Origin of the sequence: Lysobacter solisilvae (assembly GCF_016613535.2) — a bacterium.
GTDB classification, from domain to species: Bacteria; Pseudomonadota; Gammaproteobacteria; order Xanthomonadales; family Xanthomonadaceae; genus Agrilutibacter; species Agrilutibacter solisilvae.
Map to the genome: position 1 here is coordinate 2,459,527 of NZ_CP071518.1, position 26,522 is coordinate 2,486,048.

A 26,522-nucleotide genomic window follows, 5' to 3' on the forward strand; every position below is an offset into this window, starting at 1 on the left:
CATCCGGCCGCCGGTTTTCCGCGCCTTCCCGCCCGTGTCAGGGGCGCTGCGGACGGTCCGGATCCACGCCCGCGGGCTCGCCCGGCGTCTTGTCGGGGAAGCGGCACAGATCGCGGATCGGGCAGTGCGGACAATCGGGAGTACGGGCCTTGCAGACGTAGCGGCCGTGCAGGATCAGCCAGTGGTGCGCGTCCTGCAGGAACCTGGGCGGCACCGCTTTTTCCAGCGCATCCTCCACCGCGCGCACGTCCTTGGCCGGGGCCAGCCCGGTGCGGTTGGCGACGCGGAAGATGTGGGTGTCCACGGCGATCGTGGGTTCGCCGAAGGCCGTGTTCAACACGACGTTGGCCGTCTTGCGGCCGACGCCGGGCAGCGCCTGCAACGCTTCGCGCGTGCGCGGCACCTGGCCGCCGTGGTCGCGCAGCAGCTGCTGCGCCATCGCCACCACGTTGGCGGCCTTGGTGTTGAACAGCCCGATCGTGGCGATGTAGGGCTTGAGTCCCTCGACGCCGAGCGCGGCGATGGCGGCGGGGGTGTTGGCCACCTTGAACAGCTTGCGGGTGGCCTTGTTGACGCCCACGTCGGTCGCCTGCGCGGACAGCGTCACCGCCACCAGCAGCTCGTAGGGCGTGCTGTATTCCAGTTCGGTGGTGGGCGAGGGATTGAGCTGCGCCAGCCGGGAAAACATCTCGTCGACTTCGTCCGGCAGCAGGCGGCGCGGGCGTTGGGGCGATGCGGTCTTGGCCGCGGGCGTCCTGGCCTAGGTGGTCTTGGGTGCAGACGATGTTGCACCCGACGCGCCACGCCTGGCCGCCGCGGACTTCGACGCGGGACGCCTGGGTGCCGGACGCTTCGACGCCTCACCCTTCGATGTCGTCGGCGTCGGCGTCGCGTTGGCCGCGCCGCTGGAAGCCGGCCGCTTCCTGCGGGTGGTCATGGTTTATGCCGTACGGCCGCGCGGGCCTTGGCCCGTGCCAGCGCGGCCGCGGCGGCGCTGGGCAGGGCGGGGGCCGTCGTAGGCGGCAGTGGGGCGTCAGCAGGCACGCCGTCGGTGGGCCTGCCGCCTCCGGGCAAGTCGGCCGGCGCAGGACTGGGCGCGGCGCGTGCGGCCGCGCGCGCCTGGGCGCGGGCCTCCAGTCGCGCCTGGCGTGCGCGGAAGCGTTCGCGTGCTTCGAGTGCGCGCTGGCGTTCTTCGCGGGCCAGGGTGAACGCGTGCGTGCACGCCGGGCTGCAGTGCGGACATGCGGGCGCGTGCAGCAGGCCCGCGTCGATCGCGCGGTCGATGTCGTCGACCTGCAATGCCGCCGCCACCGCATGCGCGGGGGCGGATGCGGGGCAGCCGCAGGCTGGACAGGGCCCGGAGGTCATCGCGCGCTCGGGGCTGCGGGGGTCATTCGCCGCGGAAGGCCGGCTTGCGCCGCTCCAGGAACGCCGCGGTGCCCTCGCGCATGTCCTGCGTGGAGAACACCAGGCCGAACTGCACCGACTCGTATTCCAGGCCTTCCTCGATGCCGCATTCGCCGCCGATGTTCACGCAGTCGATCATGCCGCGCAGCGCCAGCGGCGCGGCGTTGGCCAGCTGCTCGGCCAGCGCCATGGTCTGGGCTTCCAGTTCGGCCGCCGGCACCACGCGGTTGACGATGCCCAGCTGCAGCGCGCGCTGCGCATCGATGGGCGCGCCGACCAGGCACAGCTCGAGTGTGGCGGCGCGTCCGGCCAGCCGCAGCAGGCGCTGGGTGCCGCCGAAGCCGGGGATCAGGCCGAGGTTGATCTCGGGCTGGCCGAGGCGGGCGGTGTCGGCGGCCACGCGCAGGTGGCAGCACATGGCCAGCTCCAGCCCGCCGCCCAGCGCGAAGCCGTTGACCATCGCGATCACCGGCTTGGTCATCCGTTCCACGCGCCGCATCATCCGCGTGCCGCGCAGCGAGAAGTCGCGGCCCTCGACCGGGGTGAGCGTGTTCATCTCGGCGATGTCCGCGCCGGCGACGAAGGCCTTGGCGCCGGCGCCGGTCAGCACGATCACGCGGACGGCCGCTTCGTCGGCGGCGGCGTCGAAGGCCTGGTGAAGGGCGTCCAGCGTGGCGCCGTTGAGCGCATTCAGCTTGTCGGGGCGATTGACCGTGATGACGCGGATCGCGCCGTGATCGGCCACACTCACGGGGGGGGCAGTGCTCTCGGACATGGTCATACCTAGGTCATACCTTTTTCCGCCCGCGCGGAACTCCGCCGGGGGCTGGGTGTCGAAGGGGTTGGCGTCAGTGGCGGTTAAGCCCGGCCGCCGTTATCCTAGCGCGCCCTCCCGGTCAACCGTTCGGGCAGGACGCACATCAGTTTGCCGGGCGGCGCAGGCCGCCTTCTTTACGATAAGAGGTTCCAACGAATGAAGTTGCGTCTGATCGCCGCCGCCGTCGCGGCTCTGCTCCTGACCGCCGGCAACGCTGTCGCACAGGATACTTCCTCCGAAAAGGGCAAGCTGAGCTACGCGCTGGGCTATGACCTTGGTCGCAATGCTGCCGAAAGCGGTGAGCAGGTCGACATCAATACCGTCATCAAGGGCCTGCAGGACGGCTACAAGAAGGCCGCGCCTTCGGTGCCCGTCGACCAGCTGCGCACCGCCGTCCAGGCGATGCAGAAGCGCCAGGCCGAGAAGGCCAAGGCCGACTGGGACAAGGCGGCCGCCGAGAACAAGACCAAGAGCGACACGTTCCTGAGCCAGAACAAGGGCAAGCCGACCGTCAAGGTGCTCAACGCCAACAACGTCCAGTACCGCGTGATCGAGACCGGCACGGGCGCCAAGCCGAGCCAAGCCAGCACGGTCAAGCTCGAAGTGTCCGGTCCGTATCCGTGGGGCCAGCGCCCGCAGCAGGCCCAGCCTGCCGCCACGCCGGAACTCAAGCTGAGCGAGATCCAGATGCCGGCGATGCGCGAAGTGCTGCTGCAGATGCCGGCTGGTTCCAAGTGGGAAGTGACCCTGCCGCCGGCCCAGGCCTACGGCGCCGACCCGCGCACCAACTTCCCGCCGAACGTGGCGGTGCAGTTCGAGATCAAGCTGGTCAGCGTCAAGTAAGCGCAACGCTTGCTTGGCTGAGTGAGTCCATTGCGCCGGCCCAGGCCGGCGCAATGCGTTGGGGCGGTATCGATCGCGTAGAGTCTTTTCCATGACGACCTATTTCCGTGCCGTGCTCAGCCCCTGCGTCGGCGTGTGCACCCTTGCCGACGATGGCCTGTGCGAAGGCTGTCATCGCACCGGCCCGGAAATCGCGCGTTGGCCGCAGATGAATGACGACGAGCGCCTGCAGCTGATGGAGCGCGTCCTGCCGGACCGCGAGTCGCGCCGGGGCTGATGACGCGGCACCCGTTCCCCGATTCGCAGGCCGCGGGCGAGGCATCGCGCAGCGGCCCTTCACCGACGTTCGCCGACACGCTGGTCCGCCTGCGCGCCGGCCTGCATCCGCTCGATCGTCCCCCCGTCGCCGCCGGCTGGAACCAGTCCGAACTGATCGACCTGCTGCCGTCCTCGGTCCGGCTGGTGGAGGCCGCGGTCCTGGTCGGCCTGATCGATCGCCCCGATGGCGTGCAGGTGCTGCTGACCCGGCGGACCGACGACCTGCGCAACCACGCCGGCCAGGTGAGTTTCCCCGGCGGGCGGGTCGAGGCCTCCGATTTCGACGCCACCGCCACCGCCCTGCGCGAGACCTTCGAGGAAGTGGGCGTCGCGCCCGTGCAGGTCGAGCCGATGGGGCTGCTCGATCCGCTGGTGACCATCAGTGGATTCCGCGTGCTGCCGGTGGTGGCGATCGTCGATCCGGCCTATGTCGCGCGCCCCGACCCGAGCGAGGTCGCCGAGGTGTTCGAGGTGCCGCTGGCCTTCCTGCTGGACCCCGGCAACCTGCAGCGCCACGAGATCGAGCATCGCGGCCGCGCCCGCACCGTGCTGGAATTCCGCTGGCCCGCGCAGCGGATCTGGGGCGTGACCGCCGCCATCCTGCTCAATTTTCGCGAACGCGTGGCCCAGGTCACGGACGCGCGCGGCTGAAGACTCCGCTCCGACCCTACAATTGCCCCGTCCGGGTAAAGGGAGCGGGTCATGGTCTGGAACACCCTCGTGCAGGCGGAAACCCTGTCAGTGGCGCTCAGCCGCCCCGACGTGGTGGTGCTGGACTGCCGCTTCTCGATCCTTGCGCCGGCGGCCGGCGAGGACGCCTACCAGCAGTCGCATGTGCCGGGCGCGTTCTACGCGCACCTGGAGCGCGACCTGTCGGACATGTCCCGCCGGGGCCAGGGCGAAGGGCGCCACCCGTTTCCCAACGCGCAGGATTTCACCGCGCGGCTGTCCCGATGGGGCATCACGCCGCAGCACCATGTCGTGGCCTACGACGATGGTGATGGCGCCCAGGCAGCGCGGCTGTGGTTCCTGATGCGCCTGCTGGGGCATGAGAAGGTCGCGGTGCTGGACGGTGGCTGGGCGCGCTGGAAAGCCCAGATGCTGCCGACGACGCACGAGATCCCGCGCGCCACGCCCGCGCGCTATGCGGGCCAGTTCGATGCGCGCCGGCTGCTCGACGCGCAGCAGGTGCAGGCCCACCTCGCCGCGAACGAGCTGCTGGTGGATGCGCGGGGCGCCGACCGCTTCCGCGGCGAGAACGAGATGATCGATCCGGTCGCCGGCCACGTGCCCGGCGCCGTGAGCCGTCCCTTCGTGCAGAACCTGCGCGACGGACGCTTCAAGCCCGTCGCCGAACTGGCCGACGAATTCCGCGCCCTGCTGCAGGGCCGCAGCCCCGACCAGCTGGTCGCCATGTGCGGCTCGGGCGTGACCGCCTGCCACCACATCCTGGCGATGGAACGCGCGGGCCTGAAGGGCGCGCGCCTGTACACCGGCTCGTGGAGCGGATGGATCGAGGATCCGCGGCGCCCCGTGGCGCGCGACGTGGAAAGCGTCGACTAGCCTCGCGCGCCGGCTGGAGCGCTGCCTACTTGCCCAGGCGCGCGACGAGCGCGCGCAGGCCGGCCTGGGTGTCCGGTGCGGTCCACGCGTCGATGAAGCGGGGCAGGTCGATGCGCGCCGGTGCGAGGGCTGCGATGACATCGGCGCGGGCGATCGCGCGGGTTTGCAGCACCGGCTGGCGCGGCAGCTTCAGCAGGTCCTGCAGCCAGGCCACCGCGCGGGCGGTCACCTCGTCCGCGGCGACCAGTTCGTCGACCAGGCCGATGGCCAGCGCCCGCGACGCGTCCACCAGTTCACCGGTCACCAGCAGCAGGTCGGCGCGGTGCTGGCCGACGACGCGGCGCATCAGGTGCTGGATGCCTTCCGGCGCGACCAGGCCGACCTGGGTTTCGTTGAGGCCGATGCGCAGCGGCTTGGCCGGGTCGGGCGATATGCCCATGACGCGGTAGTCGCAGCACAGGGCGAGCACGCAACCGCCCGCGGGCGCGTGGCCGGCCATCGCCGCGACCACCGGCACCGGGCTGGCGGCCAGCGTGCGGGCCGCTTCGAAGAAGGTTTCCCACGCGGCCATCAGGGCATCGCGATCCTCGCCCAGGCTCAGCAGGTGGGGGACGTCCAGCCCGGCGGAGAACACCTTCGGGTTGCCCGACAGCACCAGGCCGCGGGCGCCGTCGGCCAGGGCGCGGCCGATCGCGTCGGTCAGTGCGCGGCACAGCGCCGGATCCAGGGCATTGACCGGCGCGCGCGCCATCTGCAGTTCGACGATGTCGCCATCGTGGCGAAGGAGTTCGATGGACATGGGCGCGGATGCCGGCTGGGGGAGAACCGATATCATAGGGGCATGAAGATCCTGCGCACCCTCGCCCTGGTCCTGTGCACGCTGCTGGCGCTGCCCGCCTGCGCACGCGACTGCGCACCGCAGGTGCGCGAAGGCTGGGTGCGGCTGATGCCCGTGGCGATGCCGATGATGGCCGGCTTCGGCCGCATCGATAACCCCTGCGCGACGCCGGTCACCATCGTCGGCGTGAGCAGCCCGTCCTTCGGCGAGGTGTCGCTGCACGAGACGCGCATCGTCGGCGGCGTGAGCCGCATGCGCGCGGTGCCGGAACTGCGGATCGCGCCGCAGGGATCGGCCGTGCTCAAGCCCGGCGGACTGCACCTGATGCTGATGAGCCCCGGCGCTCCCTTGAAAGAAGGCAGCCGCGTGGCGGTCGAGTTCCGGCTGAAGGACGGCGGCGTGCTGCGCGGGGAACTGGAAGCGCGCCGGCCGGCGGACTAGCCGGCGGGCCGTTCCATCGCCGCGCGCACCGCGTCCGGCAGGGGGATCGGACGCTGGTTCTCGCGGCCGATCCAGACCACGACGACGTGGCCATCGCAGTACAGCGTGGCGCCGTCGGCCGACACGATGCGATGGCCGATGGTGACGCTGCTGCCGCCGATGCGGTCGGTGAACAGTTCGACCACGACGTCCGACGGATACGGGATCGGCAGCCGGTAATTGAGCTGCACCGCCGCCAGCAGCGGCGCCATCGCGTCGTTCACCCATTCGCCATCCCAGCTGGCGAACCAGCGGATGCGCGCTTCCTCCAGGTAGGTGAGGAAGTTGGAATTGTTGACGTGGTTGAAGGCGTCCAGGTCGCGCCAGCGCAGGGCGACCGGCATGCGGAACAGCGCAGGCCGGCCCTGCGGCGCCAGTGCCGGCGCGCTCATGCGGCCGACCTCTTGGATGGCTTGGCCTTGGCCTTGGCAGGTGCCGACGTCGCGGGCTTGCCCTTGGCCGGTGCCGGCGCAGCGGCCCTCGCCTTGGGCTTGTCCTTGGCCGCGCCGGGCGTGATGCCCAGCAGCGGCGCCAGGAAGCGGCCGGTATGCGAATGCGGCAGCGCGGCGATGGTCTCGGGCGTGCCCGTGGCCAGGATGGTGCCGCCGCGGTGGCCGCCTTCCGGGCCCAGGTCGATCACCCAGTCCGCGGTCTTGATCACGTCCAGGTTGTGCTCGATCACCACCACGGTGTTGCCGTCGTCGCGCAGGCGGTGCAGCACCGCGAGCAGGTGCTCGATGTCGTGGAAGTGCAGGCCGGTGGTGGGCTCGTCGAGGATGTAGAGCGTGCGGCCGGTGTCGCGACGCGACAGCTCCTTGGACAGCTTCACGCGCTGCGCCTCGCCGCCGGACAGCGTGGTCGCGCTCTGGCCCAGCTTGATGTAGCTCAGGCCCACGTCCATCAGCGTTTCGAGCTTGCGCGAGATCGACGGGATCGCCTCGAACAGGTTCAGCGCATCCTCGACGGTCATCTCGAGCACGTCGTTGATGTTGTAGCCCTTGTAGAGGATCTCCAGCGTCTCGCGGTTGTAGCGCTTGCCGTGGCAGACGTCGCAGGGGACGTAGACGTCGGGCAGGAAGTGCATCTCCACCTTGATCAGGCCGTCGCCCTGGCAGGCCTCGCAGCGGCCGCCACGCACGTTGAAGCTGAAGCGTCCGGGCGAGTAGCCGCGGGCGCGCGATTCGGGCACCTGCGCGAACATTTCCCGCAGCGGCGTGAACAGGCCGGTGTACGTGGCCGGGTTCGAGCGCGGCGTGCGCCCGATCGGCGACTGGTCGATGTCGACGACCTTGTCCCACAGGTCCAGGTTCTCGTGCGAGCGGTGCGGCGCCGGCGTGTGCGAGGCGCCGTTGAGCTCGTTGGCGGCCAGGGCGAACAGCGTGTCGTTGATCAGCGTCGACTTGCCCGAACCGGAAACGCCGGTGATGCAGGTGAACAGGCTGGCCGGGATGGCCAGGTCCACGTCCTTGAGGTTGTTGCCGGTGGCGCCATGCAGGTGGAAGGTCGTCTTCGGGTCGGGCTTGTGCCGCTTGGACGGGATCTCGATCCGCTTCTTGCCGCTCAGGTACTGGCCGGTCAGCGAGCGCGGCCCCTTCAGGATGTCGGCCAGCTGCCCCTGCGCCACGATCTCGCCGCCGTGCACGCCCGCGCCGGGCCCGATGTCGACCACGTAGTCGGCCAGGCGGATCGCGTCCTCGTCGTGTTCGACCACGATCACCGTGTTGCCCAGGTCGCGCAGGCGCGTGAGCGTGCCCAGCAGGCGTTCGTTGTCGCGCTGGTGCAGGCCGATCGACGGCTCGTCGAGCACGTACATCACGCCCACCAGGCCGGCGCCGATCTGCGAGGCCAGCCGGATCCGCTGGGCCTCGCCGCCGGAGAGCGAATCGGCCTTGCGCTCCAGGGTGAGGTAATCCAGGCCGACGTCGACCAGGAAACGCAGGCGGTCGGTGATCTCCTTGACGATCTTGACCGCGATCTCGCCGCGCCAGCCGGGCAGGTTGAGCGACTTGAAGAACGACAGCGCCTCGTCGATGGGCAGCACGACCAGCTGCGGCAGCGGACGCTCGGCGACGAAGACATTGCGCGCGGCGCGGTTCAGGCGCGCGCCGCCGCACTCGGTGCAGGCGCGCTCGCTGATGTACTTGGCCAGTTCCTCGCGCACCGCGGCCGATTCGGTTTCCTTGTAGCGCCGCTCCAGGTTGGGGACGATGCCCTCGAACCGGTGCTTGCGCTGGTGCCGGCTGCCGCTTTCGCTGGTGTAGGTGAAGTTGATCAGCTCGTCGCCGCTGCCGAACAGCACGGCGTCGCGCTGGGCCTGCGTCAGCGACTGCCAGTGCGTGTCGACGCTGAAGCGGTAGTGCTTGGCCAGAGACTGGATCAGCGCGAAGTAGTACGCGTTGCGACGGTCCCAGCCGCGCACGGCGCCGGCGGACAGCGACAGCTCCGGATGGATGACGACGCGCCCCGGATCGAAGAACTGCGCCACGCCCAGCCCGTCGCAGGTCGGGCACGCGCCAACGGGCGAGTTGAAGGAGAACAGGCGCGGCTCCAGCTCCGGCAGCGAGTAGTCGCAGACCGGGCAGCTGTACTTGGAGGAGAACAGCTGCGGATCGGCCTCGGGCTTGTCCAGGCTGTAGACCGCGGCCATGCCGTCGCCCAGCTTGAGCGCCGTCTCGAAGGATTCGGCCAGCCGCTGCTTGAGGTCCTCGCGCGGCTTGAAGCGGTCGATCACCGCCTCGATGGTGTGTTTGACCCGCAGGGCAAGCGGCGGCACGGCATCGATCTCGTGCAGCGTGCCGTCCACGCGGACTCGCACGTAACCCTGCGCGCGCAGCTGCTCGAAGATCTGGGCGTGTTCGCCCTTGCGCTCCCGCACGACCGGGGCCAGCAGCATGTAGCGCTGCTCGGGGTCGAGCGCCAGCACCTGGTCGACCATCTGGCTGACCGTCTGGGCCTCGAGCGGGTAGTGGTGGTCCGGACAGCGCGGCGTGCCCACCCGCGCATACAGCAGGCGCAGGTAGTCGTAGATCTCGGTGATCGTGCCGACCGTGGAGCGCGGGTTGTGCGAGGTGGCCTTCTGCTCGATGGCGATGGCCGGGGACAGGCCCTCGATGTGGTCGACGTCGGGCTTCTCCATCACGCTCAGGAACTGGCGCGCGTAGGCCGACAGCGACTCCACGTAGCGGCGCTGCCCCTCGGCGTAGATGGTGTCGAAGGCCAGCGAGGACTTGCCCGAGCCCGACAGGCCGGTGATGACGATCAACTTCTCGCGCGGGAGGTCGAGGTCGATGTTCTTGAGGTTGTGCGTCCGCGCACCGCGGATGCGGATGAAATCCAGCGCCATGAGTCTTTGGGAATCCGGGGGCGAACAGGGGAGCCTAGCGAGCCTGGGAAATTGGGGCAAATGGCTGCAACACCAGTTTCAGGTTGGCCGTTCGCAGGGATTGCGATTGCGAGGCGGGCAACGGTTCAGCCGGGCGGTGAATGGCGGCTTGCCCGGCGGGCAGCGCGGTTGGTGGCTGGCTGGGCAGTAGGGCGGGCGGCGCCGGATCGTCTGGGTTGAATCGTCTGGGTTGAATCGCCTGGGTCGAATCGCCTGGGTTGATGAGGGTCGTCGGTCCGGCTGAGGGGCGCGTGGGTCGTGCCGGGGGGCGCGTGCTTCGCGCGGAGGGTCGTGTGGGGTTGGCTGAGGGTCGCCTGGGTCGCGCCGGGGGGCGCCTGGGTCGCGCCGGGGGGCGCCTGGGTCGCGCCGGGGGGCGCGTGGGTCGGGCTGAGGGACGCCCGGGTCTGGCTGAAGGTCTCCCGGGTCGGGCTGAAGGTCGCCCGGGTCGGGCTAAGGGTCGCTTGGGTGGGGCTAAGGCTCGCGTGGGTGGGGCTAAGGCTCGCGTGGGTGGGGCTAAGGCTCGCGTGGGTGGGGCTAAGGCTCGCGTGGGTGGGGCTAAGGCTCGCGTGGGTCGGGCTGAAGGGCGCCCTGGGTCGGGCTGAAGGGCGCCCGGGTCGGGCCAAGGGGCGAGTGGGTGGGGCGAGGTGACCCCCGGAGGGTGATAGCCGGGTCAGGGCCCGAGACGGGTCGGCAGGGCCGATCGCCCGCATTCCGCCCATCCTGGCCCCGGGTCAGGGGTGGTTGACCCTAACTTGCTGAAACCTATAGAATTCCGCTTCTGTTCGCCCACGAGGGTGCGACAGGCGACCAAAATAACTACAGAGGAATCTGGTCATGTACGCAGTTGTACTCACCGGCGGTAAGCAATACCGCGTGATGAAAGGCGAGACGCTCCGCGTCGAGCTGCTCGATGTCGAAGCCGGCAGCGAGCTCAAGCTGGACAACGTGCTGATGCTCGGCGATGGCGAGTCCATCAAGATCGGCGACGCCCTCAAGGGCGCTTCGGTCACCGCCAAGGTCATCGGCCACGGCCGCGCCGACAAGGTGCGCATCGTCAAGTTCCGCCGCCGCAAGCACCATCGCAAGCAGATGGGCCACCGGCAGCATTACACCGAAATCGAAATCACCGGCATTGCCGGCTAAGCAGGAGAAGCAGCCATGGCACACAAAAAGGGCGTAGGTTCCTCGCGCAACGGCCGCGACTCCAACCCGAAGTACCTGGGCGTCAAGATCTACGGCGGCCAGGCCATCGAGGCCGGCAACATCATCGTGCGTCAGCGCGGTACCAACTTCCACCCGGGCATGGGCGTCGGCCTGGGCCGCGACCACACGCTGTTCGCGCTGGTCGATGGCAAGGTCGAGTTCTCGACCAAGGGTCCGAAGAAGCGCCGCACTGTCAGCGTCGTCGCCGCGTAAGCGCGACGATGGTTGCGAAGGGCCCCGCTTCGGCGGGGTTTTTCGTTTCTGAGCGCTTGCCGGTGCGCTCGCAGATCCATCCCCGGGTTCCTGCCTTGCACGGCCCGGAGCGTAGACTCGGCGCAGCCTCCGCCGCGGCCGGTCCGCAACGTTTCCACCACGCATCTGCTGTTCCACTTTTCCCTGGTCCCCTGATCCCATGAAACTCGTCGACGAAGCCGAAATCCAGGTCACCGCAGGCGATGGCGGCAATGGCTGCATCGGCTTCCGCCGCGAGAAGTTCATCCCGCTGGGCGGGCCGGATGGCGGCGACGGTGGCGAAGGCGGCAGCGTCTGGCTGCTGGCCGATGAAAATCTCAACACGCTGGTCGACTTCCGCCACCAGAAGACCTTCCGCGCCCGCCGCGGCGAGAACGGCATGGGTCGGCAGATGTACGGCAAGGCCGGCGACGACCTGACCATCACCGTCCCCGTCGGCACCGTGGTGACCAACGTGGAAACCGACGAGGTCATCGGCGACCTCACCCAGCACGGCGATCGCCTGCTGGTGGCCAAGGGCGGCAAGGGCGGCCTGGGCAACATGCATTTCAAGAGTTCGATCAACCGCTCGCCGCGCCGGGCGCTGCCCGGCCTGCCGGGCGAGGAGCGCGCGCTCAAGCTCGAACTCAAGCTGCTGGCCGACGTGGGCCTGCTGGGCTTCCCCAATGCCGGCAAGAGCACGTTCATCCGCGCGGTGTCCGCGGCGACGCCGAAGGTGGCGGACTATCCGTTCACCACGCTCTACCCGAACCTGGGCGTGGTCAGCGTGGAAGCGCACCGCAGCTTCGTGATCGCCGACATCCCCGGGCTGATCGAGGGCGCGGCCGACGGCGCCGGCCTGGGCGCGCAGTTCCTGCGCCACCTGCAGCGCACCCGCCTGCTGCTGCACCTGGTGGACATCGCCCCGATGGAGGGCGGCGTGGAAGGCGTCAATCCCGCCGAGCAGGTCCGGGCGATCGAGCGCGAGCTTGAAAAGCATGATCCGGAGCTGCTGGCCAAACCGCGGTGGCTCGTGCTCAACAAGGCCGACCTGCTGCTGGAAGAGGAGCAGCAGGCCGCCGCGCAGGCCATCGTCGACGAGCTGGGCTGGAAGGACCGCTGGTACCTGGTGTCCGCCATCGGCCGCGAGAACACCTGGCCGATCATGAAGGACGTCATGGCCTTCTTCGATTCGCTGAAGGAAGCCGCGCAGGAAGCCGCCAACGAAGCGGCCTATCGCGCCGGCGAATGACAGCGGGCGCCGATTCCGTGGAGGTTCCGGAAGGGCGGGCGCCCGGCGCGCCCCGCCTGCCTGGCTGCGCGCCGGTGTCGGTCGCGGCGGTCAGGCCGGCCACAGGCGTGCTGACCACGAGCGTGCTGACCACAGACGTGCCGGCCTCATCCGTGCGGGAATCCGCGGAAGCGGCAGCCGTCAATTTCCAAACTGCAGAAAGCAAAAACCCGGCCGAAGCCGGGTTCTGCGTGTCGACCGGAGCGTGGGGCTCAGGCGGCGACGGACAGCGCCTTGATGCGCGCGGTCAGACGGCTCTTGTGACGGGCAGCCTTGTTCTTGTGGATCAGGCCGCGCGAGCTGAAGCGGTCGAGAATCGGCTGCGCCACGTCGAAGGCCGCCTTGGCGCCAGTGGCGTCGTTGGCGTCGAGTGCCTTGAGCACCTTCTTGACGGCGGTACGCAGCATCGAACGCTGAGCGGCGTTGCGGGCATTGCGCACGACGGTCTGCTTGGCGCGCTTCTTGGCGGACTTGATATTGGCCACGACAGGGATCCTGGAAACTGGGTGTTGAAGAAGAAGGGTTTTGGGTCAATCAGACAGAAAATTATGGGCGATTCAGTAGCTTGCGTCAACAGCCGGGTTCGCCCCGGTGCGGGGGAGGGCCGGGCCCGGCATCCGGAACCGGTCCGGGAAGCAGCCAATCAGGCCCCCGTAGCGGTCATTTTCGCGGATCTGGGCCCCGGAAGCCCGATACAGGCGGTCCCGGCATGAGCCGCGGCATGCTCCGCTCGACCGTCGTGTTCAGCACGATGACCTTCCTCTCGCGGATCGCCGGGTTCGTCCGCGACTGGCTGCAGGCCAGCATGTTCGGCACCAGCGCGGCGGTCAGCGCCTTCGTGGTCGCCTACCGGATCCCGAACTACCTGCGCCGGATTTTCGCCGAGGGCTCGTTCTCCTCCGCCTTCGTGCCGGTCCTGTCGGAGCTCAAGCAGCGCGGCGACGAGGCGGCCCTGCAGGATTTCCTCGACCACGTCGCCGGCGCCCTGCTGGGCGTGGTGATCGTGGTGACGGGGCTCGGGATCCTGCTGGCGCCGTGGATCGCCCAGCTGTTCCTGCTGTTCGCCGACGAAAGCGCTTCCAAGATCGTCCCGCTGACGGCGCAGATGCTGCGGATCACCTTCCCCTACCTGGCCTTCATCTCGATGACGGCGCTGGCGGGGTCGGTGCTGAACACGTTCCGGCATTTCGGCCTGCCGGCGCTGACCCCGGTCCTGCACAACCTGGGCGTGATCGCCGGCATGCTGCTGCTGGCGCGGTTCTTCGCGGTGCCGGAGAAGGCGCTGGCCTGGGGCGTGGTCCTGGCCGGGGCGCTGCAGCTGCTGGTGCTCTGGCCGGCAATGGCGCGCTGGGGACTGCGGCCGCGCCTGAAGTTCAACCTGCGCCACGAAGGCGTGCGGCGGGTGTTCAAGCTGATGGCGCCGACGATCTTCTCCTCGTCGGTGGCACAGGTGAACCTGCTGGTCGGCACGATCTTCGCCTCGCTGCTGGTGCCTTCGGCGCAGTCCTGGCTGTACTACTCCGACCGTCTCACCGAATTGCCGCTGGGCCTGTTCGGCGTGGCGATCGGCACGGTGATCCTGCCCCAGCTGTCGCGGCACCACGCCGACGCCGACACGGCGGGGTATTCGAAATCGCTGGACTGGGGCCTGCGGATGGTGCTGCTGGTGGGCATGCCGGCCGCGCTCGGCCTGGCGCTGCTGGCCGAGCCCCTGACCGCCTCGCTGTTCCGCTATGGCAAGTTCGTGGCGTACGACACCCGCATGGTCGGGTACGCGCTGACGGCGATGAGCGTGGGCATCCCGGCCTTCATGCTCAGCAAGGTGCTGCTGCCGGCCTTCTATGCACGGCAGGACACCCGCACGCCGATGCGCGTGGCCGTGACTACCGTGGTAGCCAACGTCCTGATGACGGTGGCGATCGTGACGCCGCTGTATCTGTCGGGATTCGAGGCCGCGCATGCCGGCATCGCGGCGGCCACGGCCCTGGCGGGGGTGCTCAATGCCGCGCTGCTATGGCGGCGCCTTCGCCAGCAGGGCCTGTATGCGCCGGAGCCCGGCTGGAGGCGCTGGCTGCTGCGCATCTTCGCGGGGCTGGTGGCGATGACCCTGGCGGTGCTGGCGGTACGCAGCGCCGTGGGGGACTGGAGCGCGCTGCGCGGCTGGATGCGCTGGCTGTGGCTGCTGGTGGCGGTCGGCGCGGGCGCGCTGGCCTACGGCGCCGCACTGCTGGCGCTGGGCCTGCGACCGCGCCACCTGCGCCACTGAACGCCGCCGCGCACAACCGGGCGGCGCAGGATCGGGCGGCGCAGGATCGGGCGGCTCGCGAACGGCAGGCTCGCGAACGGCAGGCGTACGGGCCTGCGTCCGCGCCTGGTGCCGGCGTCCCGGTGGCTGGTGGCCGCGCGGCTATACTTCCCGGTTCAATGAGCAGGTTATTCCGCGACGTCGAGGGCGGGCCCAGGAGCCCGCACGGCAGTGTGGTCTGCATCGGCGCCTTCGACGGCCTGCATCTGGGGCATCAGGCGCTGGTGCGCCGCACGGTTTCGCGTGCGCGCGAGCTGGGTCTGCCGGCGATCGCGTTGAGTTTCGAGCCCCTGCCGCGCGAATTCTTCGCCGCCGCCTCGCCGCCGCCCCGGCTGCTGTTGCCGCGGGCGAAGGTCGAAGGACTGCTGGCGCTGGGCGTCGACCAGGTGGGCCTGCTGCGGTTCGACCGCGCGCTGAGCGGGCTGTCGGCCGAGTCGTTCGCGCGCGCCGTGCTGCACGAGCGCGTCGCGGCGCGCGAGGTCTGGGTGGGTCCGGACTTCCGTTTCGGCAAGGCCCGCGGGGGCGACTTCGCCACCCTGCGCGCGTCGGGCCAGGCGCTGGGTTTCGTGGCCGGCGAGATCGAACCGGTACTGCTCGATGGCGAGCGCATCTCCAGCACGCGGATCCGCGCCGCGCTGCAGGCGGGCGAATTCAGCGCCGCCGCGCGCTGGCTCGGCCGCCCGTACGCCATCGGCGGACGCGTCGTGCGCGGCCGGCAACTGGGCCGGACGCTGGGATTCCCCACCGCCAACCTGCGCCTGGCGGGCAAGATGCCCGCATTGCGCGGGATCTACGCGACCTGGGTGCACGGCGTGGGCGCGGCACCCGTCGCTTCAGTGTCGAGCCTGGGCACCCGTCCCACCGTGGACGGGGTGGAGCCCCTGCTCGAAGCGCATCTGTTCGACTTCGATGGCGACCTCTACGGGCGCCGGATCGAAGTGGAGTTCGTCGCCCGCCTGCGCGACGAACTGCGTTTCCCCGACCTGGCCACGCTGACCGCGCAGATGCAGCGCGACGCGGACCAGGCGCGCCACCTGCTGGCGCACACCCCGCATTCCCCACGAGTTCCTGCCTGAGCATCCCGCTGTGACCGACCAAGACTCCAGCCGCTACAAGTCAACGCTCCAGCTGCCCGCGACGGATTTCCCGATGCGCGGCGACCTGCCCAAGCGCGAACCCGACACGCTTGCGCGCTGGGAGTCCGAGGACCTGTACGCGGCCATCCGCGCCAGGACCGGGCAGCGCGAGCGCCGCTTCATCCTGCATGACGGCCCCCCCTACGCCAACGGCCAGATCCACATCGGCCACGCGGTCAACAAGGTGCTCAAGGACGTGGTGGTGAAGTCCAAGCTGATGGCGGGCTTCAATGCACCCTACGTGCCCGGCTGGGACTGCCACGGCCTGCCGATCGAGCACGCGGTGGAGAAGAAGTTCGGCAAGGTCGGCGACAAGCTCGACGCCGCCGCGTTCCGCGCCCAGTGCCGGGCCTATGCCACCGAGCAGATCGACCTGCAGCGCCGCGACTTCAAGCGCCTGGGCGTCCTGGGTGACTGGCAGAACCCGTACCGCACGATGGATTTCGCCACCGAGGCCGGCATCATCCGTTCGCTGGCGAAGATCGTCGAACGTGGCCACCTGGTGCGTGGCGCCAAGCCGGTGCACTGGTGCTTCGACTGCGGTTCGGCGCTGGCCGAAGCGGAGATCGAATACGCCGACAAGGTCTCGCCCGCCGTCGACGTCGCCTATGCCTCGCGCCATCCGCAGCAGTTGGCCGCCGCGTTCGGCGTGGCGGTGGAGGAGGGCATCGAGGTCGCGATGCCGATCTGGACCACGACGCCGTGGACGCTGCCGGCCAGCCTGGCGGTGACGCTCGGCCCGGACCTCGAATACGTGCTGGTCGAAGGCCCGCGCAGCGCCGACGGTGGACGCCGCCTGCTGGTGCTGGCCGAGGCACTGGCCACGCGCGCGCTGGCGCGCTACGGCATCGACGAACCCGTCGTCCATGGCCGCGTGATGGGCACCGCACTGGAAGGCCAGCACCTGCGCCATCCGTTCTACGCCGAGCGCGACATCCCGGTGATGATTGGCGACCACGTCACCGCCGAGGAAGGCACCGGCGTCGTCCACACCGCACCCGGCCACGGCCAGGAAGACTTCGCGGTCGGCCTGCGTTACGGTCTGATGGACAACTACACCGCCGCGCAGATGAATCCGGTCGATGGCCGCGGCCTGTACCTGCCTTCCACGCCGCCCGCCGACGGCGTGACCCTGGCCGGCCTGCACATCTGGAAGGCCAACGACACCCTCGTCGAGGTGCTGCGTGCCAGCGGCTGCCTGCTGGCCTTCTCCAAGCTCGAGCACAGCTACCCGCATTGCTGGCGCCACAAGACCCCCGTGGCCTTCCGCGCGACGCCGCAGTGGTTCATCTCGATGGAGCAGCAGGGCCTGCGCCGCGACGCGCTGGCGGAGATCGGCAAGGTCGCCTGGGTGCCCGAGTGGGGCCAGGCGCGCATCTTCAACATGATCGAAGGCCGGCCCGACTGGTGCATCAGCCGCCAGCGCACCTAGGGCGTCCCGATCGCGCTGTTCGTCGACCGCGAGACGGGCGAGCCGCACCCGCAGTCCGCCCAGCTGATGCGGCAGGTCGCCGACATCGTCGAGCGCGAGGGCGTGGATGCCTGGTATTCGCTGGATCCGGCATCGCTGCTGGGCGGGGAGGCGGGCCGCTACGACCGCATCACCGACATCCTCGACGTCTGGTTCGACTCGGGCGTCACCCACGAGTGCGTGCTGGCCCAGCGTCCGCAGGACGGCCTGGGCAAGCCGGCCGATCTCTACCTGGAAGGCTCGGACCAGCATCGCGGCTGGTTCCACAGTTCGCTGCTCACCGGCGTGGCGATGGACGGCGTGGCGCCGTACCGCCAGGTGCTCACCCATGGTTTCGCCGTGGACGAGCACGGCAAGAAGATGTCCAAGTCGATCGGCAACACGGTCGAGCCGCAGAAGGTGATCAACGCGATGGGCGCCGACGTCCTGCGCCTGTGGATCGCCTCCACCGACTACCGCAACGAGATGTCGGTCTCCGACAACATCCTCAAGCGCAGCGGCGATGCGTACCGCCGCATCCGCAACACGGCGCGCTTCCTGCTGGCCAACCTGGCCGGCTTCGATCCCGCCGCGCACCTGCGCCCGCTGGACGACATGGTCGCGCTGGACCGGTGGATCGTCCATCGCGCCCACGAGCTGCAGGTGCAGATCGCCGACGCCTACGACCGCTACGACTTCGCGGCGATCGTGCAGATGCTGTCGAACTTCTGCAGCGTCGACCTGGGCTCGCTGTACCTGGACGTCACCAAGGATCGCCTGTACACGATGCGCGAGGATTCGCGCGGCCGCCGTTCGGCGCAGAGCGCGATGTACCGCATCGCCGAGGCGTTCGTGCGCTGGATCGCGCCGATCCTGAGCTTCACGGCCGACGAGATCTGGCGCCACCTGCCGGCCAACACCGACGCCGGTCCGCGCGAGGGCAACGTGCTGTTCACCACCTGGTACGAGGGCCTGGCGCCCCTGCCGGCGGATGCGCCGCTGTCGGCGGCCGACTTCGACCGCCTGCTGGCCCTGCGCGAGGAGGTCAGCCGCACGCTGGAGCCGATGCGCGCCGCCGAGGCGATCGGCGCCGCGTTGCAGGCGCAGATCGTCCTGCGCTGCGGCGTGGCCGACCAGAACTGGCTGGCGCCGTTCGAGAACGAACTGCGCTTCCTGCTCATCAGCGGCGATGTGGAAGTGCTGGCCGACGACGCGGTGAAGGACATCGCCGTCATGGCCACGCCCACGGCGAAATCCAAGTGCGTGCGCTGCTGGCACTATCGTGCGGACGTCGGCGCCAACGCGTCGCATCCGGAATTGTGTGGCCGCTGCGTCGACAACGTCGACGGCGACGGCGAAGACCGCAGGTGGTTCTGATGACGAACAATGTTCCCGTGCGCCCCAACGCGCTTGTCTGGCTGGTGCTGTCCGCGGTCGTGATCGGCCTGGACCAGTGGAGCAAGCAGTGGGTGATGTCCTCCCTGCCGGAGTTCACCCCCGTCCCCGTCGTGGATGGCTTCTGGAACTGGTACCGCACCTACAACACCGGCGCGGCATTCAGTTTCCTGAGCGACGCCGGCGGCTGGCAGAAGTACCTGTTCTCCGCGCTGGCCTTCGGCATCAGCGGGTTGCTGGCGTGGTTGCTGGCGCGCACGCCGCGCGCGGACTGGAAGACCGCGATGCCCTTCGCCCTGGTCATCGGCGGGGCCATCGGCAACGTGATCGACCGGCTGGTGCACGGCAAGGTCATCGATTTCATCCAGTGGTACTGGCAGGACTTCCATTGGCCGGCGTTCAACATCGCCGACTCGGCCATCGTGGCCGGCGCGATCGGCATCGCCCTGTTCGGCCTGTTGGGCGGGCGTAAGGCTGCCGTCGGCGGCCGGGCGTAGAATTGCCGCATGGATGTCCTGCTCGCCAATCCCCGCGGCTTCTGCGCCGGTGTCGACCGCGCGATCGAGATCGTCAAGCGCGCCCTGGAAACCCTGGGCGCGCCGATCTACGTGCGCCATGAAGTGGTGCACAACCGCTTCGTGGTGGACGACCTCAAGAGCCGGGGGGCGGTGTTCGTCGAGGAACTCGACGAAGTGCCCGACGGCGCCACCGTCATCTTCAGCGCCCACGGCGTCTCGCAGGCGGTGCGCACCGAAGCGGCCCGTCGCGGCCTGAAGGTCTTCGACGCCACCTGTCCGCTGGTGACCAAGGTCCACCTGGAAGTCGCGCGCAATTGCCGTGCGGGGCGCGACGTCGTGCTGATCGGCCATGCCGGCCATCCCGAGGTCGAAGGCACGATGGGCCAGTGGCGGCGCGAGGCCGGCACGGGTCAGATCTACCTGGTGGAAGACATCGAGGATGTGCAGGCGCTGGAGATCTCCCAGCCCGGCAATGTCGCATTCACCACGCAGACCACGCTGTCCGTCGACGACACCCGCAGCGTCATCGAAGCGCTCAAGACCCGGTTCCCGCAGATCCAGGGGCCCAAGAACGACGACATCTGCTACGCCACCCAGAACCGCCAGGACGCCGTGCGCGAGCTGGCCAGCCGTTGCGACCTGGTGCTGGTGGTCGGTTCGCCCAACAGTTCCAACTCCAACCGCCTGCGCGAGCTGGCCGAGCGCGAAGGCGTAGCGGCCTACCTGATCGACGGCGCGGATGAGATCGATCCGCGCTGGGTCGACGGCCGCAAGCGGATCGGCATCACGGCCGGCGCCTCGGCCCCCGAGGTCCTGGTCCGCGGCGTGATCGCGCGGCTGGAGGAACTGGGCGCCAGCGGCGTGGCCGAACTCGACGGCGAGCCGGAGGACATGGTGTTCGCCCTGCCCAAGGAATTGCGCCTGCAACTGGTGGATTGAGCGGCGTCCGCGCGGCCCGGATCGCGGGTCGTCGCGGGTTGCACGGGCGCGCGGCACTTTCGCGCCCCGCATGTAACCGGCCCGGGCGTTGGCGGAAGATGTCGTCCGGCTTCCGGAACCCACGGGACACGTGGACGCGTATGGCGGGACTGTCTCCGGGACTCTCGGCACATCTGCCCGCATATGTCGGGACACTCTCCGGAACTGTCGCGACATATGCCCGCATATGTCGGGACACTCTCCGGGACTGTCGCCACATATGCCTGCATATGTCGGGACACTCTCCGGGACTGTCGCGACATATGCCCGCATATGTCGGGACACTCTCCGGAACTGCCGCGACATATGCCCGCATATGTCGGGACACTCGCCGGAACTCTCGGGACACATGCCCGCATATGCCGGGACAGTGTCCGGAACGCTCGAGACATCCTTCAGGCGTCGCTGGCCTGAATCCAGTATTCCGCGAGCAGTTCCAGCCTGTCGGCTCACCGGTCCGGATCCCGCGGAGCGGCGCAGGGATATCTCAACGGGTATCCAGCCTGGATCACCGGTGCCCGGGCTCCGCGGCGCGCAATCGGCCCGGCGGGGCGCGGGACCACCCGTAGCCGCCACGCCCGCCCGCTGAATTGACCTGACGCGGGCCGGCCGCCTACAATTCCGCCCCTTCGCCGGAATAGCTCAGTTGGTAGAGCGGCGCATTCGTAATGCGTAGGTCGTAGGTTCGATTCCTATTTCCGGCACCAGCAAGACAACCAGGCCGCCTTCGGGCGGCTTCGTTGTTTTCGGGTTCCGCTGAACCGGCAGCGGGTGCCGCAAAGGGGCGGTGAGCCGACGTCCGGATGGTCGCGCCCATGCCGCCGACGCAGGCGGTCGTGCTTTGCGGCGACCTCGCCGGACCTATTTGCTAGGGTTGTCCCCATGACCGAATTCGGCACATCCCCCAATCGCGTGGCCCTGTGGACCGCATTCCTGCGGGAACGGCAGGTGCGCAGCATGGCCGAAGTGGGTGTCTACCGGGGCAAGTTCGCCGCCCACCTGCTGGCCAATCTCCCCGAGCTGTCGCGCTACGTGATGATCGACCCGTGGCGGAACATCCCGGAGTGGAACAAGCCGCTCAACAAGGACGACGCCACCTTCGAGCGGGTCTACCAGGACTGCCTGGCGGCCACGGACTTCGCCGCGGACCGGCGGCAGGTGCTGCGCGGCAGGACGACCGAGGTGGTCAGCCAGATTCCCGACGGCTCGCTCGATTTCGCCTATATCGACGGGGACCACACCCTGCGGGGCATCACGATCGACCTGGTCGCGATGTACCCGAAGGTTCGCGAGGGCGGCTGGATCGCCGGTGACGATTTCTGCCGCTCCATCTGGCAGCACAACGCCTCCTTCGAGCCCACGCTGGTCTTCCCGCTGGCGGTGCACTTTGCCGAGGCCCTGGGGCTGACGATCCATGCGCTGCCGCACGAGCAGTTCCTGATCCACAAGCAGCCGGGCACGTTCCGGTTCGTGGACACCGTCGGCGGTTATGAAGACGCCTGCCTCAAGTCGCAGTTCATCGATGCCTGCGGTCCAGGTCCGCGCGACGGCGGGCCGCGCGACGGCGGGCCGCGCGACGTCTCGCATGGCGAGACAGCCAGCGTCTAAGCTGACGATCCTCCCGCTCTCTCCGAAGACATGGCCAAGTCCGCCGGCAAGTCCAAGCTCGCCTACGTCTGCAGCGAATGCGGCGCCGAATCCAGCAAATGGCAGGGCCAGTGCGGTGAATGCGGCGCGTGGAACGCGCTCAGTGAATTCGTCGTGGAGCCGGCGTCCGCGGCCAAGGGCGTCGCGGCCAGCCGTCGCGGTAGCTGGGCCGGAGCGGTGGCGGCGCCGGCCGTCACCGCGCTGAAGGATGTCCGGCATCAGGAAGACGCACGGGTCTCCACCGGTATCGGGGAGTTCGACCGCGTGCTGGGCGGTGGACTCGTCCACGGTTCGGTCGTGCTGGTCGGCGGCGACCCGGGCATCGGCAAGTCCACGCTGCTGCTGCAGGCCGTCAGCCGCCTCGCGTCGACGCTGCCCGGCCTCTACGTCACCGGTGAGGAATCCCTGGCCCAGGTCGCCGGTCGTGGCGCCCGCCTCGGGCTGCCGCTGGAGGGCGTGGATGCGCTGGCGGAAACCTGCATCGAGCGCATCCTCGAACAGGCCGCGGCCACGCGCCCGCAGGTGATCATCGCCGACTCCGTGCAGACCCTGTGGACCGAATCGCTGACCGCCGCGCCGGGATCGGTCAGCCAGGTGCGTGAATCGGCGGCGCGCCTGGTGCGCTACGCCAAGGAAACCGGCACCGCGGTGTTCCTGGTCGGCCACGTGACCAAGGAAGGCGGCATCGCCGGCCCGCGCGTGCTGGAGCACATGGTGGATGCCGTGCTGTATTTCGAGGGCGAGAGCGGCAGCCGGTTCCGCGTGCTGCGCGCCTTCAAGAACCGCTTCGGCGCCGTCAACGAACTGGGCGTGTTCGCGATGGGCGACAAGGGCCTGCGCGAAGTGCCCAACCCGTCGGCGATCTTCCTGTCCGGCTCCGGCACGCCGCAGGCGGGCAGCTGCGTGATGGTCACGCGCGAGGGCACGCGGCCGCTGCTGGTCGAAGTGCAGGCGCTGGTCGACGCCTCACCGCTGTCCAACCCGCGCCGTGTGGCGGTGGGCATGGAAGGCAACCGTCTGGCGATGCTGCTGGCGGTGCTGCACCGGCACGGGGGCGTGGCGGTCGGCGACCAGGACGTCTTCGTCAACGTGGTCGGCGGCATCCGCGTGCAGGAGACCGCGGCGGATCTCCCAGTACTGCTGGCGGTGCTGTCCTCGCTGCGCGACCGGCCACTGGCCGACCAGACCATCGTCTTCGGCGAAGTCGGCTTGTCGGGGGAGATCCGTCCCGTGCCCAACGGCGAGGACCGACTGAAGGAAGCCGCGACGCACGGGTTCAAGCGCGCGATCGTGCCCCGCGGCAACGCGCCGCGCAGCGGGCGGGTGGGGGAGATGCAGGTCGTGGCGGTGGACCGTCTGGCCGAGGCGCTGGATCACGCGTGACAGGATCACGCGTGACAGGAGCACGCGTGACAGGAGCACGCGTGACAGGCGCACGCCGACCGGCTCGTGCTGACAGGATCGCGCTGACCAGTTCGCGCTGACCAGTTCGCGCTGACGAAATCGCGCTTACAAGTTGGCGCTGACCAGATGGCGCTGACCAGGTCGGCGCCGGACCGGCTCAGCGCGGCGCGAGCAGCAGTTCCAGCACAAACTTGCTGCCGAAGAATGCCAGCACCAGCAGGGCCATCGCGCTCAGTGTCCAGCGCACGGCCGTCGCGCCGCGCCAGCCCAGTCGCCAGCGTCCGAGCAGCAGCGCGCCGAAGGCCAGCCACGAGAGCACGCTCAGCACCGTCTTGTGCACCAGGTGCTGGGCGAACAGGTTCTCCACGAACAGCACGCCGGTCAGCAGCGTGGCGGTCAACAGGGCAAAGCCGACCGCGATCGTGCGGAACAACAGGGTTTCCAGTTCCACCAGCGGCGGCAGCGCGCGCAGCCAGGCGTGGAATTCGCGCCGGCGCAGCGCGCCTTCCTGCACCCAGAGCATGACCGCCAGCAGGGCCGCGACGGCCAGGGTCGCGTAGGCGAGCAGGGCGCACCACGCATGCATCTGCAGGCGCCAGTCGAGCTGCGTGGCGGGCGTATGGCCCTGCCAGTGGTAGCCGGCCAGGGCGAGGGCGGCCAGCGGCATCACGATCACGCCAAGCGCGGCCATGCGTCCCATGGCGCCGACCAGCGCGGTCAGCATCGCCATGCCCAGGCCGACGAGCGAGAGCGCGGCGAAGAAGTGCAGGTCCGGTCCGCCGGCCTGGCGCCAGGCCACGACGTGGGCGGTCAGATGCAGGGCGATGGCGACCACGGACAGTGGCAGCCACAGGCTCGCGCGGCTGCCGCGCTCACGACGCACTTCCACGACCAGCGCGGCCGCCGCGGCGAGATAGGCCAGGATGGCGATGAGAACGAATGTCATCGCGCGAGTGTCGCACAAGCACCCGGCCTCTCCGGAAGGGGGGCAGCGGGCGGATCGTGGGACGCCGATCGGCTGGAGGCGGTCCCGGCGGGGTGATTGACGGCGTATTTGGCGTAGTAATCGATGCTGCGGTCTGGAAGCGATGCCGCGGCGGCGGTCCGACCGGGGCAAGTCCGGGCGCAAAGCCGGCGGGCTATACTTCACGACCGTTTTCCGCACGTTCCAGTGGGTTGCCCGCCATGTTCGAATCCCTCACCCAGCGACTCTCCGGCACCATCGACCGCCTGCGCGGCCGCGGCCGCCTGACCGAGGAGAACATCCGCGAGGCCACGCGCGAGGTGCGCATCGCGCTGCTGGAGGCCGACGTCGCGCTGCCGGTGGTGCAGGCGCTGGTCGAGCGGATCAAGGTCCGCGCGGTCGGCCAGGAAGTGCTCAAGTCGCTCACGCCGGGCCAGGCCCTGATCAAGATCGTGCGCGACGAGCTGACGGCCGTCATGGGTTCGGCGGCCACCGACCTCAACCTCAACGTGCCGGCGCCGGCGGTGATCCTGATGGCCGGCCTGCAGGGCGCGGGCAAGACCACCACCGTCGGCAAGCTCGCCAAGCACCTGAAGGAAAAGCGCAAGAAGAAGGTGATGGTGGTGTCGGCCGACGTGTACCGTCCCGCCGCCATCGAGCAGCTGCGGACGCTGGCCGAGCAGGTCGACGTCCTGTTCTTCCCGTCCAGCGCCGACCAGAAGCCCGAAGCCATCGTCCGCGCCGCGATCGACGACGCGCGCAAGTCCTATGTCGACGTGCTGATCGTCGACACGGCCGGCCGCACGAGCATCGACGAGGCCATGATGGCCGAGATCAAGGCGCTGCACGCCGCCGTGTCGCCGGTGGAGACGCTGTTCGTCGTCGACTCGATGACCGGCCAGGACGCCGCCGTCACCGCCAAGCACTTCGCCGAAGCGCTGCCGCTCACCGGCGTGGTGCTGACCAAGACCGACGGCGACGCCCGCGGCGGCGCCGCGCTGTCGGTGCGCTACATCACCGGCCGCCCGATCAAGTTCATTGGCGTCGGCGAGAAGCCCGATGGCCTGGATGTCTTCCATCCCGACCGCATCGCCAGCCGCATCCTCGACATGGGCGACGTGCTGTCGCTGGTGGAGCAGGTCGAGCAGCAGGTCGACAAGGACAAGGCCGCCAAGCTGGCCGAGAAGGTCGCCAAGGGCAAGAAGTTCGACCTCAACGACCTGAAGGACCAGCTCGAGCAGATGCAGAACATGGGCGGCATCCATGGCCTGATGGACAAGCTGCCGGGCATGGGCCAGATACCGGACAACGTCAAGAACCAGGTGACCGGCAAGGAAGTGCCGCGCATGGTGGCCATCATCAATTCGATGACCAAGAAGGAGCGTCGCAACCCGACGCTGCTCAACGGCTCGCGCCGCGCGCGCATCGCCAAGGGCGCCGGCCTGACGCCCGCCGACGTCAACAAGCTGATGAAGCAGTACCAGCAGATGGAAAAGATGATGAGCAAGCTGTCAGGCGGCGGGATGAAGGGCCTGATGCGGGGCATGAAGGGCATGATGGGTGGCCGCGGCGGAATGCCGTTCCGGTGATGGCGCAGGGCGCACGCGGCTGGAAGGCTGCGTCGCCTGGCCTGCGCCAATCCGGCGGGACGCGAGGGCTAGGCTGGAGGCCTGGTTCCCTGGAAGCGCACTGATGACCGACCCCCGCCATGTCCTGTTCCTGCTGGGCAGCGCGCGCGCCCACGGCAACGCCGAGCAGCTCGCGCGCCGCATGGCCGAACACCTCGCGCCCCGCGATGAATGCCGGTTCCTGCGGCTGGCCGACCACCCGCTGCCGCCCTTCGTGGACCACCGTCACGACGCGGGCGTCTACGCCGCGCCCACCGGGCACGAGGCGATCCTGGCTGAAGCGACCCTGGCGGCGACGGACCTGGTCATCGCCGCGCCGCTGTACTGGTACAGCCTGCCGGCCAGCGTGAAGCTCTATCTGGACTACTGGAGCGCCTGGATGCGGGTGCCCGGCCTGGGCTTCCGGGAACACATGGCGGGCAAGCGGCTGTGGGCCGTCTGCGTGACCAGCGACGAGGACTTCGGCCCCACCGCGCCCTTCGTGGAAGCGCTGCGGCTGAGCGCCGATTACATGGGCATGGAGTGGGGCGGGGCGCTGCTGGCCCGGGGCAACCGGCCCGGCGACGTGCGCCAGGACCCCCATGGCTGGGCCGCCGCTGCCAGTTTCCTCCAGACACCCCTCGTGCCGGTTCGGGTGGAAGATGGGGTTTCGCTGGCCTAATCAATGGCTTACAATTGTCGGCTTACCCTGCCACCCCGGCAGCTGGGCAACACCGAGAACGCA

At 69.3% G+C, this 26,522-nt stretch carries 22 protein-coding genes, 1 tRNA gene and 2 pseudogenes; 17 read left to right on the forward strand and 8 right to left on the reverse strand.

Annotated elements, in window-relative coordinates:
* Nucleotides 1-37: 37 nt before the first annotated feature.
* The 3 genes from nth to I8J32_RS10900 all read right to left on the reverse strand — a co-directional run bounded on the left by nth (nucleotide 38) and on the right by I8J32_RS10900 (nucleotide 2,182).
* Entirely contained in the window at nucleotides 38-688 is a 651-nt protein-coding gene (gene nth, locus I8J32_RS10890; RefSeq protein ID WP_207526559.1) for an endonuclease III, read from the reverse strand.
* Between the two features lie 245 nt (nucleotides 689-933).
* On the reverse strand, nucleotides 934-1,311 hold the full coding sequence (locus I8J32_RS10895; protein WP_200613094.1) for a hypothetical protein: 378 nt from the start codon (nucleotides 1,309-1,311) through the stop codon (nucleotides 934-936).
* A 79-nt stretch (nucleotides 1,312-1,390) separates the two neighbouring features.
* Nucleotides 1,391-2,182 carry an enoyl-CoA hydratase/isomerase family protein gene (locus I8J32_RS10900; protein WP_207526560.1) on the reverse strand — a complete coding sequence of 264 codons (792 nt, stop codon included), beginning with the start codon at nucleotides 2,180-2,182 and terminating at the stop codon, nucleotides 1,391-1,393.
* 198 nt (nucleotides 2,183-2,380) lie between these two features.
* Between I8J32_RS10900 and I8J32_RS10905 the strand changes: the two genes are divergently transcribed.
* The 3 genes and pseudogenes from I8J32_RS10905 to I8J32_RS10920 all read left to right on the forward strand — a co-directional run bounded on the left by I8J32_RS10905 (nucleotide 2,381) and on the right by I8J32_RS10920 (nucleotide 4,948).
* Nucleotides 2,381-3,067, forward strand: coding sequence for an FKBP-type peptidyl-prolyl cis-trans isomerase N-terminal domain-containing protein (locus I8J32_RS10905; RefSeq protein ID WP_200612003.1), 687 nt, complete (start codon nucleotides 2,381-2,383; stop codon nucleotides 3,065-3,067).
* Between the two features lie 91 nt (nucleotides 3,068-3,158).
* A pseudogene (locus tag I8J32_RS10915) lies at nucleotides 3,159-4,036 on the forward strand (CoA pyrophosphatase).
* Nucleotides 4,037-4,087: 51 nt separating this feature from the next.
* Entirely contained in the window at nucleotides 4,088-4,948 is an 861-nt protein-coding gene (locus I8J32_RS10920) for a sulfurtransferase (protein ID WP_200612010.1), read from the forward strand.
* Nucleotides 4,949-4,973: 25 nt separating this feature from the next.
* Here I8J32_RS10920 and I8J32_RS10925 read toward each other — a convergent pair whose 3' ends face one another.
* Entirely contained in the window at nucleotides 4,974-5,747 is a 774-nt protein-coding gene (locus tag I8J32_RS10925; protein ID WP_200612013.1) for an enoyl-CoA hydratase/isomerase family protein, read from the reverse strand.
* A 42-nt stretch (nucleotides 5,748-5,789) separates the two neighbouring features.
* Between I8J32_RS10925 and I8J32_RS10930 the strand changes: the two genes are divergently transcribed.
* Entirely contained in the window at nucleotides 5,790-6,227 is a 438-nt protein-coding gene (locus I8J32_RS10930; RefSeq protein WP_200612015.1) for a copper chaperone PCu(A)C, read from the forward strand.
* Here I8J32_RS10930 and I8J32_RS10935 read toward each other — a convergent pair.
* Together I8J32_RS10935 and uvrA are read right to left on the reverse strand one after the other, a co-directional pair.
* Nucleotides 6,224-6,658, reverse strand: coding sequence for an acyl-CoA thioesterase (locus I8J32_RS10935; protein ID WP_200612017.1), 435 nt, complete (start codon nucleotides 6,656-6,658; stop codon nucleotides 6,224-6,226). The genes I8J32_RS10930 and I8J32_RS10935 overlap by 4 nt on opposite strands.
* Nucleotides 6,655-9,609: an excinuclease ABC subunit UvrA gene (gene uvrA / locus I8J32_RS10940; RefSeq protein WP_200612019.1), complete on the reverse strand. Its 2,955-nt coding sequence runs from the start codon at nucleotides 9,607-9,609 to the stop codon at nucleotides 6,655-6,657. The genes I8J32_RS10935 and uvrA overlap by 4 nt, the downstream gene beginning before the upstream one ends.
* Nucleotides 9,610-10,482: 873 nt before the next feature.
* On the opposite strand from uvrA, the gene rplU reads away from it, so the two are divergent.
* The 3 genes from rplU to cgtA all read left to right on the forward strand — a co-directional run bounded on the left by rplU (nucleotide 10,483) and on the right by cgtA (nucleotide 12,334).
* Nucleotides 10,483-10,791, forward strand: coding sequence for a 50S ribosomal protein L21 (gene rplU, locus I8J32_RS10945; RefSeq protein ID WP_200612022.1), 309 nt, complete (start codon nucleotides 10,483-10,485; stop codon nucleotides 10,789-10,791).
* A 15-nt stretch (nucleotides 10,792-10,806) separates the two neighbouring features.
* Nucleotides 10,807-11,064, forward strand: coding sequence for a 50S ribosomal protein L27 (gene rpmA, locus I8J32_RS10950; RefSeq protein WP_200612024.1), 258 nt, complete (start codon nucleotides 10,807-10,809; stop codon nucleotides 11,062-11,064).
* Nucleotides 11,065-11,263: 199 nt separating this feature from the next.
* The gene (cgtA, locus tag I8J32_RS10955; RefSeq protein WP_200612027.1) at nucleotides 11,264-12,334 is read left to right on the forward strand and encodes an Obg family GTPase CgtA; all 1,071 of its coding nucleotides are present in this window, start codon (nucleotides 11,264-11,266) and stop codon (nucleotides 12,332-12,334) included.
* A 251-nt stretch (nucleotides 12,335-12,585) separates the two neighbouring features.
* Here the strand turns inward: cgtA and rpsT are convergent, their stop codons facing one another.
* Nucleotides 12,586-12,858 (reverse strand): 30S ribosomal protein S20, encoded by a 273-nt coding sequence (rpsT, locus tag I8J32_RS10960; protein ID WP_200612029.1) that lies wholly within the window; start codon nucleotides 12,856-12,858, stop codon nucleotides 12,586-12,588.
* Between the two features lie 236 nt (nucleotides 12,859-13,094).
* Here rpsT and murJ point away from each other — a divergent pair, with 236 nt between their 5' ends.
* The 8 genes and pseudogenes from murJ to radA all read left to right on the forward strand — a co-directional run bounded on the left by murJ (nucleotide 13,095) and on the right by radA (nucleotide 23,185).
* The gene (murJ, locus tag I8J32_RS10965; RefSeq protein WP_200612031.1) at nucleotides 13,095-14,639 is read left to right on the forward strand and encodes a murein biosynthesis integral membrane protein MurJ; all 1,545 of its coding nucleotides are present in this window, start codon (nucleotides 13,095-13,097) and stop codon (nucleotides 14,637-14,639) included.
* Nucleotides 14,640-14,797: 158 nt separating this feature from the next.
* Nucleotides 14,798-15,754 (forward strand): bifunctional riboflavin kinase/FAD synthetase, encoded by a 957-nt coding sequence (locus tag I8J32_RS10970; protein WP_200612033.1) that lies wholly within the window; start codon nucleotides 14,798-14,800, stop codon nucleotides 15,752-15,754.
* Between the two features lie 73 nt (nucleotides 15,755-15,827).
* A pseudogene (ileS, locus tag I8J32_RS10975) lies at nucleotides 15,828-18,641 on the forward strand (isoleucine--tRNA ligase).
* The gene (gene lspA / locus I8J32_RS10980; RefSeq protein WP_200612035.1) at nucleotides 18,641-19,156 is read left to right on the forward strand and encodes a signal peptidase II; all 516 of its coding nucleotides are present in this window, start codon (nucleotides 18,641-18,643) and stop codon (nucleotides 19,154-19,156) included. Before ileS ends, lspA begins: the two are co-directional and overlap by 1 nt.
* Nucleotides 19,157-19,165: 9 nt before the next feature.
* The gene (gene ispH / locus I8J32_RS10985) at nucleotides 19,166-20,116 is read left to right on the forward strand and encodes a 4-hydroxy-3-methylbut-2-enyl diphosphate reductase (protein WP_200612036.1); all 951 of its coding nucleotides are present in this window, start codon (nucleotides 19,166-19,168) and stop codon (nucleotides 20,114-20,116) included.
* A gap of 670 nt (nucleotides 20,117-20,786) precedes the next feature.
* A tRNA-Thr gene (locus I8J32_RS10990) sits at nucleotides 20,787-20,862 on the forward strand.
* A gap of 175 nt (nucleotides 20,863-21,037) precedes the next feature.
* Complete coding sequence (locus I8J32_RS10995) at nucleotides 21,038-21,763, forward strand: class I SAM-dependent methyltransferase (RefSeq protein ID WP_200612037.1); 726 nt, start codon at nucleotides 21,038-21,040, stop codon at nucleotides 21,761-21,763.
* A 30-nt stretch (nucleotides 21,764-21,793) separates the two neighbouring features.
* Entirely contained in the window at nucleotides 21,794-23,185 is a 1,392-nt protein-coding gene (radA, locus tag I8J32_RS11000) for a DNA repair protein RadA (RefSeq protein ID WP_200612039.1), read from the forward strand.
* Nucleotides 23,186-23,363: 178 nt separating this feature from the next.
* On the opposite strand, the gene I8J32_RS11005 is transcribed toward radA, so the two are convergent.
* Nucleotides 23,364-24,152 (reverse strand): cytochrome C assembly family protein, encoded by a 789-nt coding sequence (locus tag I8J32_RS11005; protein ID WP_200612054.1) that lies wholly within the window; start codon nucleotides 24,150-24,152, stop codon nucleotides 23,364-23,366.
* Between the two features lie 239 nt (nucleotides 24,153-24,391).
* Between I8J32_RS11005 and ffh the strand changes: the two genes are divergently transcribed.
* Together ffh and I8J32_RS11015 are read left to right on the forward strand one after the other, a co-directional pair.
* Nucleotides 24,392-25,759 (forward strand): signal recognition particle protein, encoded by a 1,368-nt coding sequence (gene ffh, locus I8J32_RS11010; protein WP_200612057.1) that lies wholly within the window; start codon nucleotides 24,392-24,394, stop codon nucleotides 25,757-25,759.
* A gap of 103 nt (nucleotides 25,760-25,862) precedes the next feature.
* Nucleotides 25,863-26,459: a flavodoxin family protein gene (locus tag I8J32_RS11015; RefSeq protein ID WP_200612060.1), complete on the forward strand. Its 597-nt coding sequence runs from the start codon at nucleotides 25,863-25,865 to the stop codon at nucleotides 26,457-26,459.
* Nucleotides 26,460-26,522: the final 63 nt, after the last annotated feature.

Bases quoted from the DNA above. Each gene is read 5' to 3' on its own strand.
- nth (WP_207526559.1), bottom strand. From the start codon at position 688: ATGTTTTCCCGGCTGGCGCAGCTCAATCCCTCGCCCACCACCGAACTG.
- I8J32_RS10900 (WP_207526560.1), bottom strand. From the start codon at position 2,182: ATGTCCGAGAGCACTGCCCCCCCCGTGAGTGTGGCCGATCACGGCGCG.
- I8J32_RS10905 (WP_200612003.1), top strand. From the start codon at position 2,381: ATGAAGTTGCGTCTGATCGCCGCCGCCGTCGCGGCTCTGCTCCTGACC.
- I8J32_RS10920 (WP_200612010.1), top strand. From the start codon at position 4,088: ATGGTCTGGAACACCCTCGTGCAGGCGGAAACCCTGTCAGTGGCGCTC.
- I8J32_RS10925 (WP_200612013.1), bottom strand. From the start codon at position 5,747: ATGTCCATCGAACTCCTTCGCCACGATGGCGACATCGTCGAACTGCAG.
- I8J32_RS10930 (WP_200612015.1), top strand. From the start codon at position 5,790: ATGAAGATCCTGCGCACCCTCGCCCTGGTCCTGTGCACGCTGCTGGCG.
- I8J32_RS10935 (WP_200612017.1), bottom strand. From the start codon at position 6,658: ATGAGCGCGCCGGCACTGGCGCCGCAGGGCCGGCCTGCGCTGTTCCGC.
- uvrA (WP_200612019.1), bottom strand. From the start codon at position 9,609: ATGGCGCTGGATTTCATCCGCATCCGCGGTGCGCGGACGCACAACCTC.
- rplU (WP_200612022.1), top strand. From the start codon at position 10,483: ATGTACGCAGTTGTACTCACCGGCGGTAAGCAATACCGCGTGATGAAA.
- rpmA (WP_200612024.1), top strand. From the start codon at position 10,807: ATGGCACACAAAAAGGGCGTAGGTTCCTCGCGCAACGGCCGCGACTCC.
- cgtA (WP_200612027.1), top strand. From the start codon at position 11,264: ATGAAACTCGTCGACGAAGCCGAAATCCAGGTCACCGCAGGCGATGGC.
- murJ (WP_200612031.1), top strand. From the start codon at position 13,095: ATGCTCCGCTCGACCGTCGTGTTCAGCACGATGACCTTCCTCTCGCGG.
- I8J32_RS10970 (WP_200612033.1), top strand. From the start codon at position 14,798: ATGAGCAGGTTATTCCGCGACGTCGAGGGCGGGCCCAGGAGCCCGCAC.
- lspA (WP_200612035.1), top strand. From the start codon at position 18,641: ATGACGAACAATGTTCCCGTGCGCCCCAACGCGCTTGTCTGGCTGGTG.
- ispH (WP_200612036.1), top strand. From the start codon at position 19,166: ATGGATGTCCTGCTCGCCAATCCCCGCGGCTTCTGCGCCGGTGTCGAC.
- I8J32_RS10995 (WP_200612037.1), top strand. From the start codon at position 21,038: ATGACCGAATTCGGCACATCCCCCAATCGCGTGGCCCTGTGGACCGCA.
- radA (WP_200612039.1), top strand. From the start codon at position 21,794: ATGGCCAAGTCCGCCGGCAAGTCCAAGCTCGCCTACGTCTGCAGCGAA.
- I8J32_RS11005 (WP_200612054.1), bottom strand. From the start codon at position 24,152: ATGACATTCGTTCTCATCGCCATCCTGGCCTATCTCGCCGCGGCGGCC.
- ffh (WP_200612057.1), top strand. From the start codon at position 24,392: ATGTTCGAATCCCTCACCCAGCGACTCTCCGGCACCATCGACCGCCTG.
- I8J32_RS11015 (WP_200612060.1), top strand. From the start codon at position 25,863: ATGACCGACCCCCGCCATGTCCTGTTCCTGCTGGGCAGCGCGCGCGCC.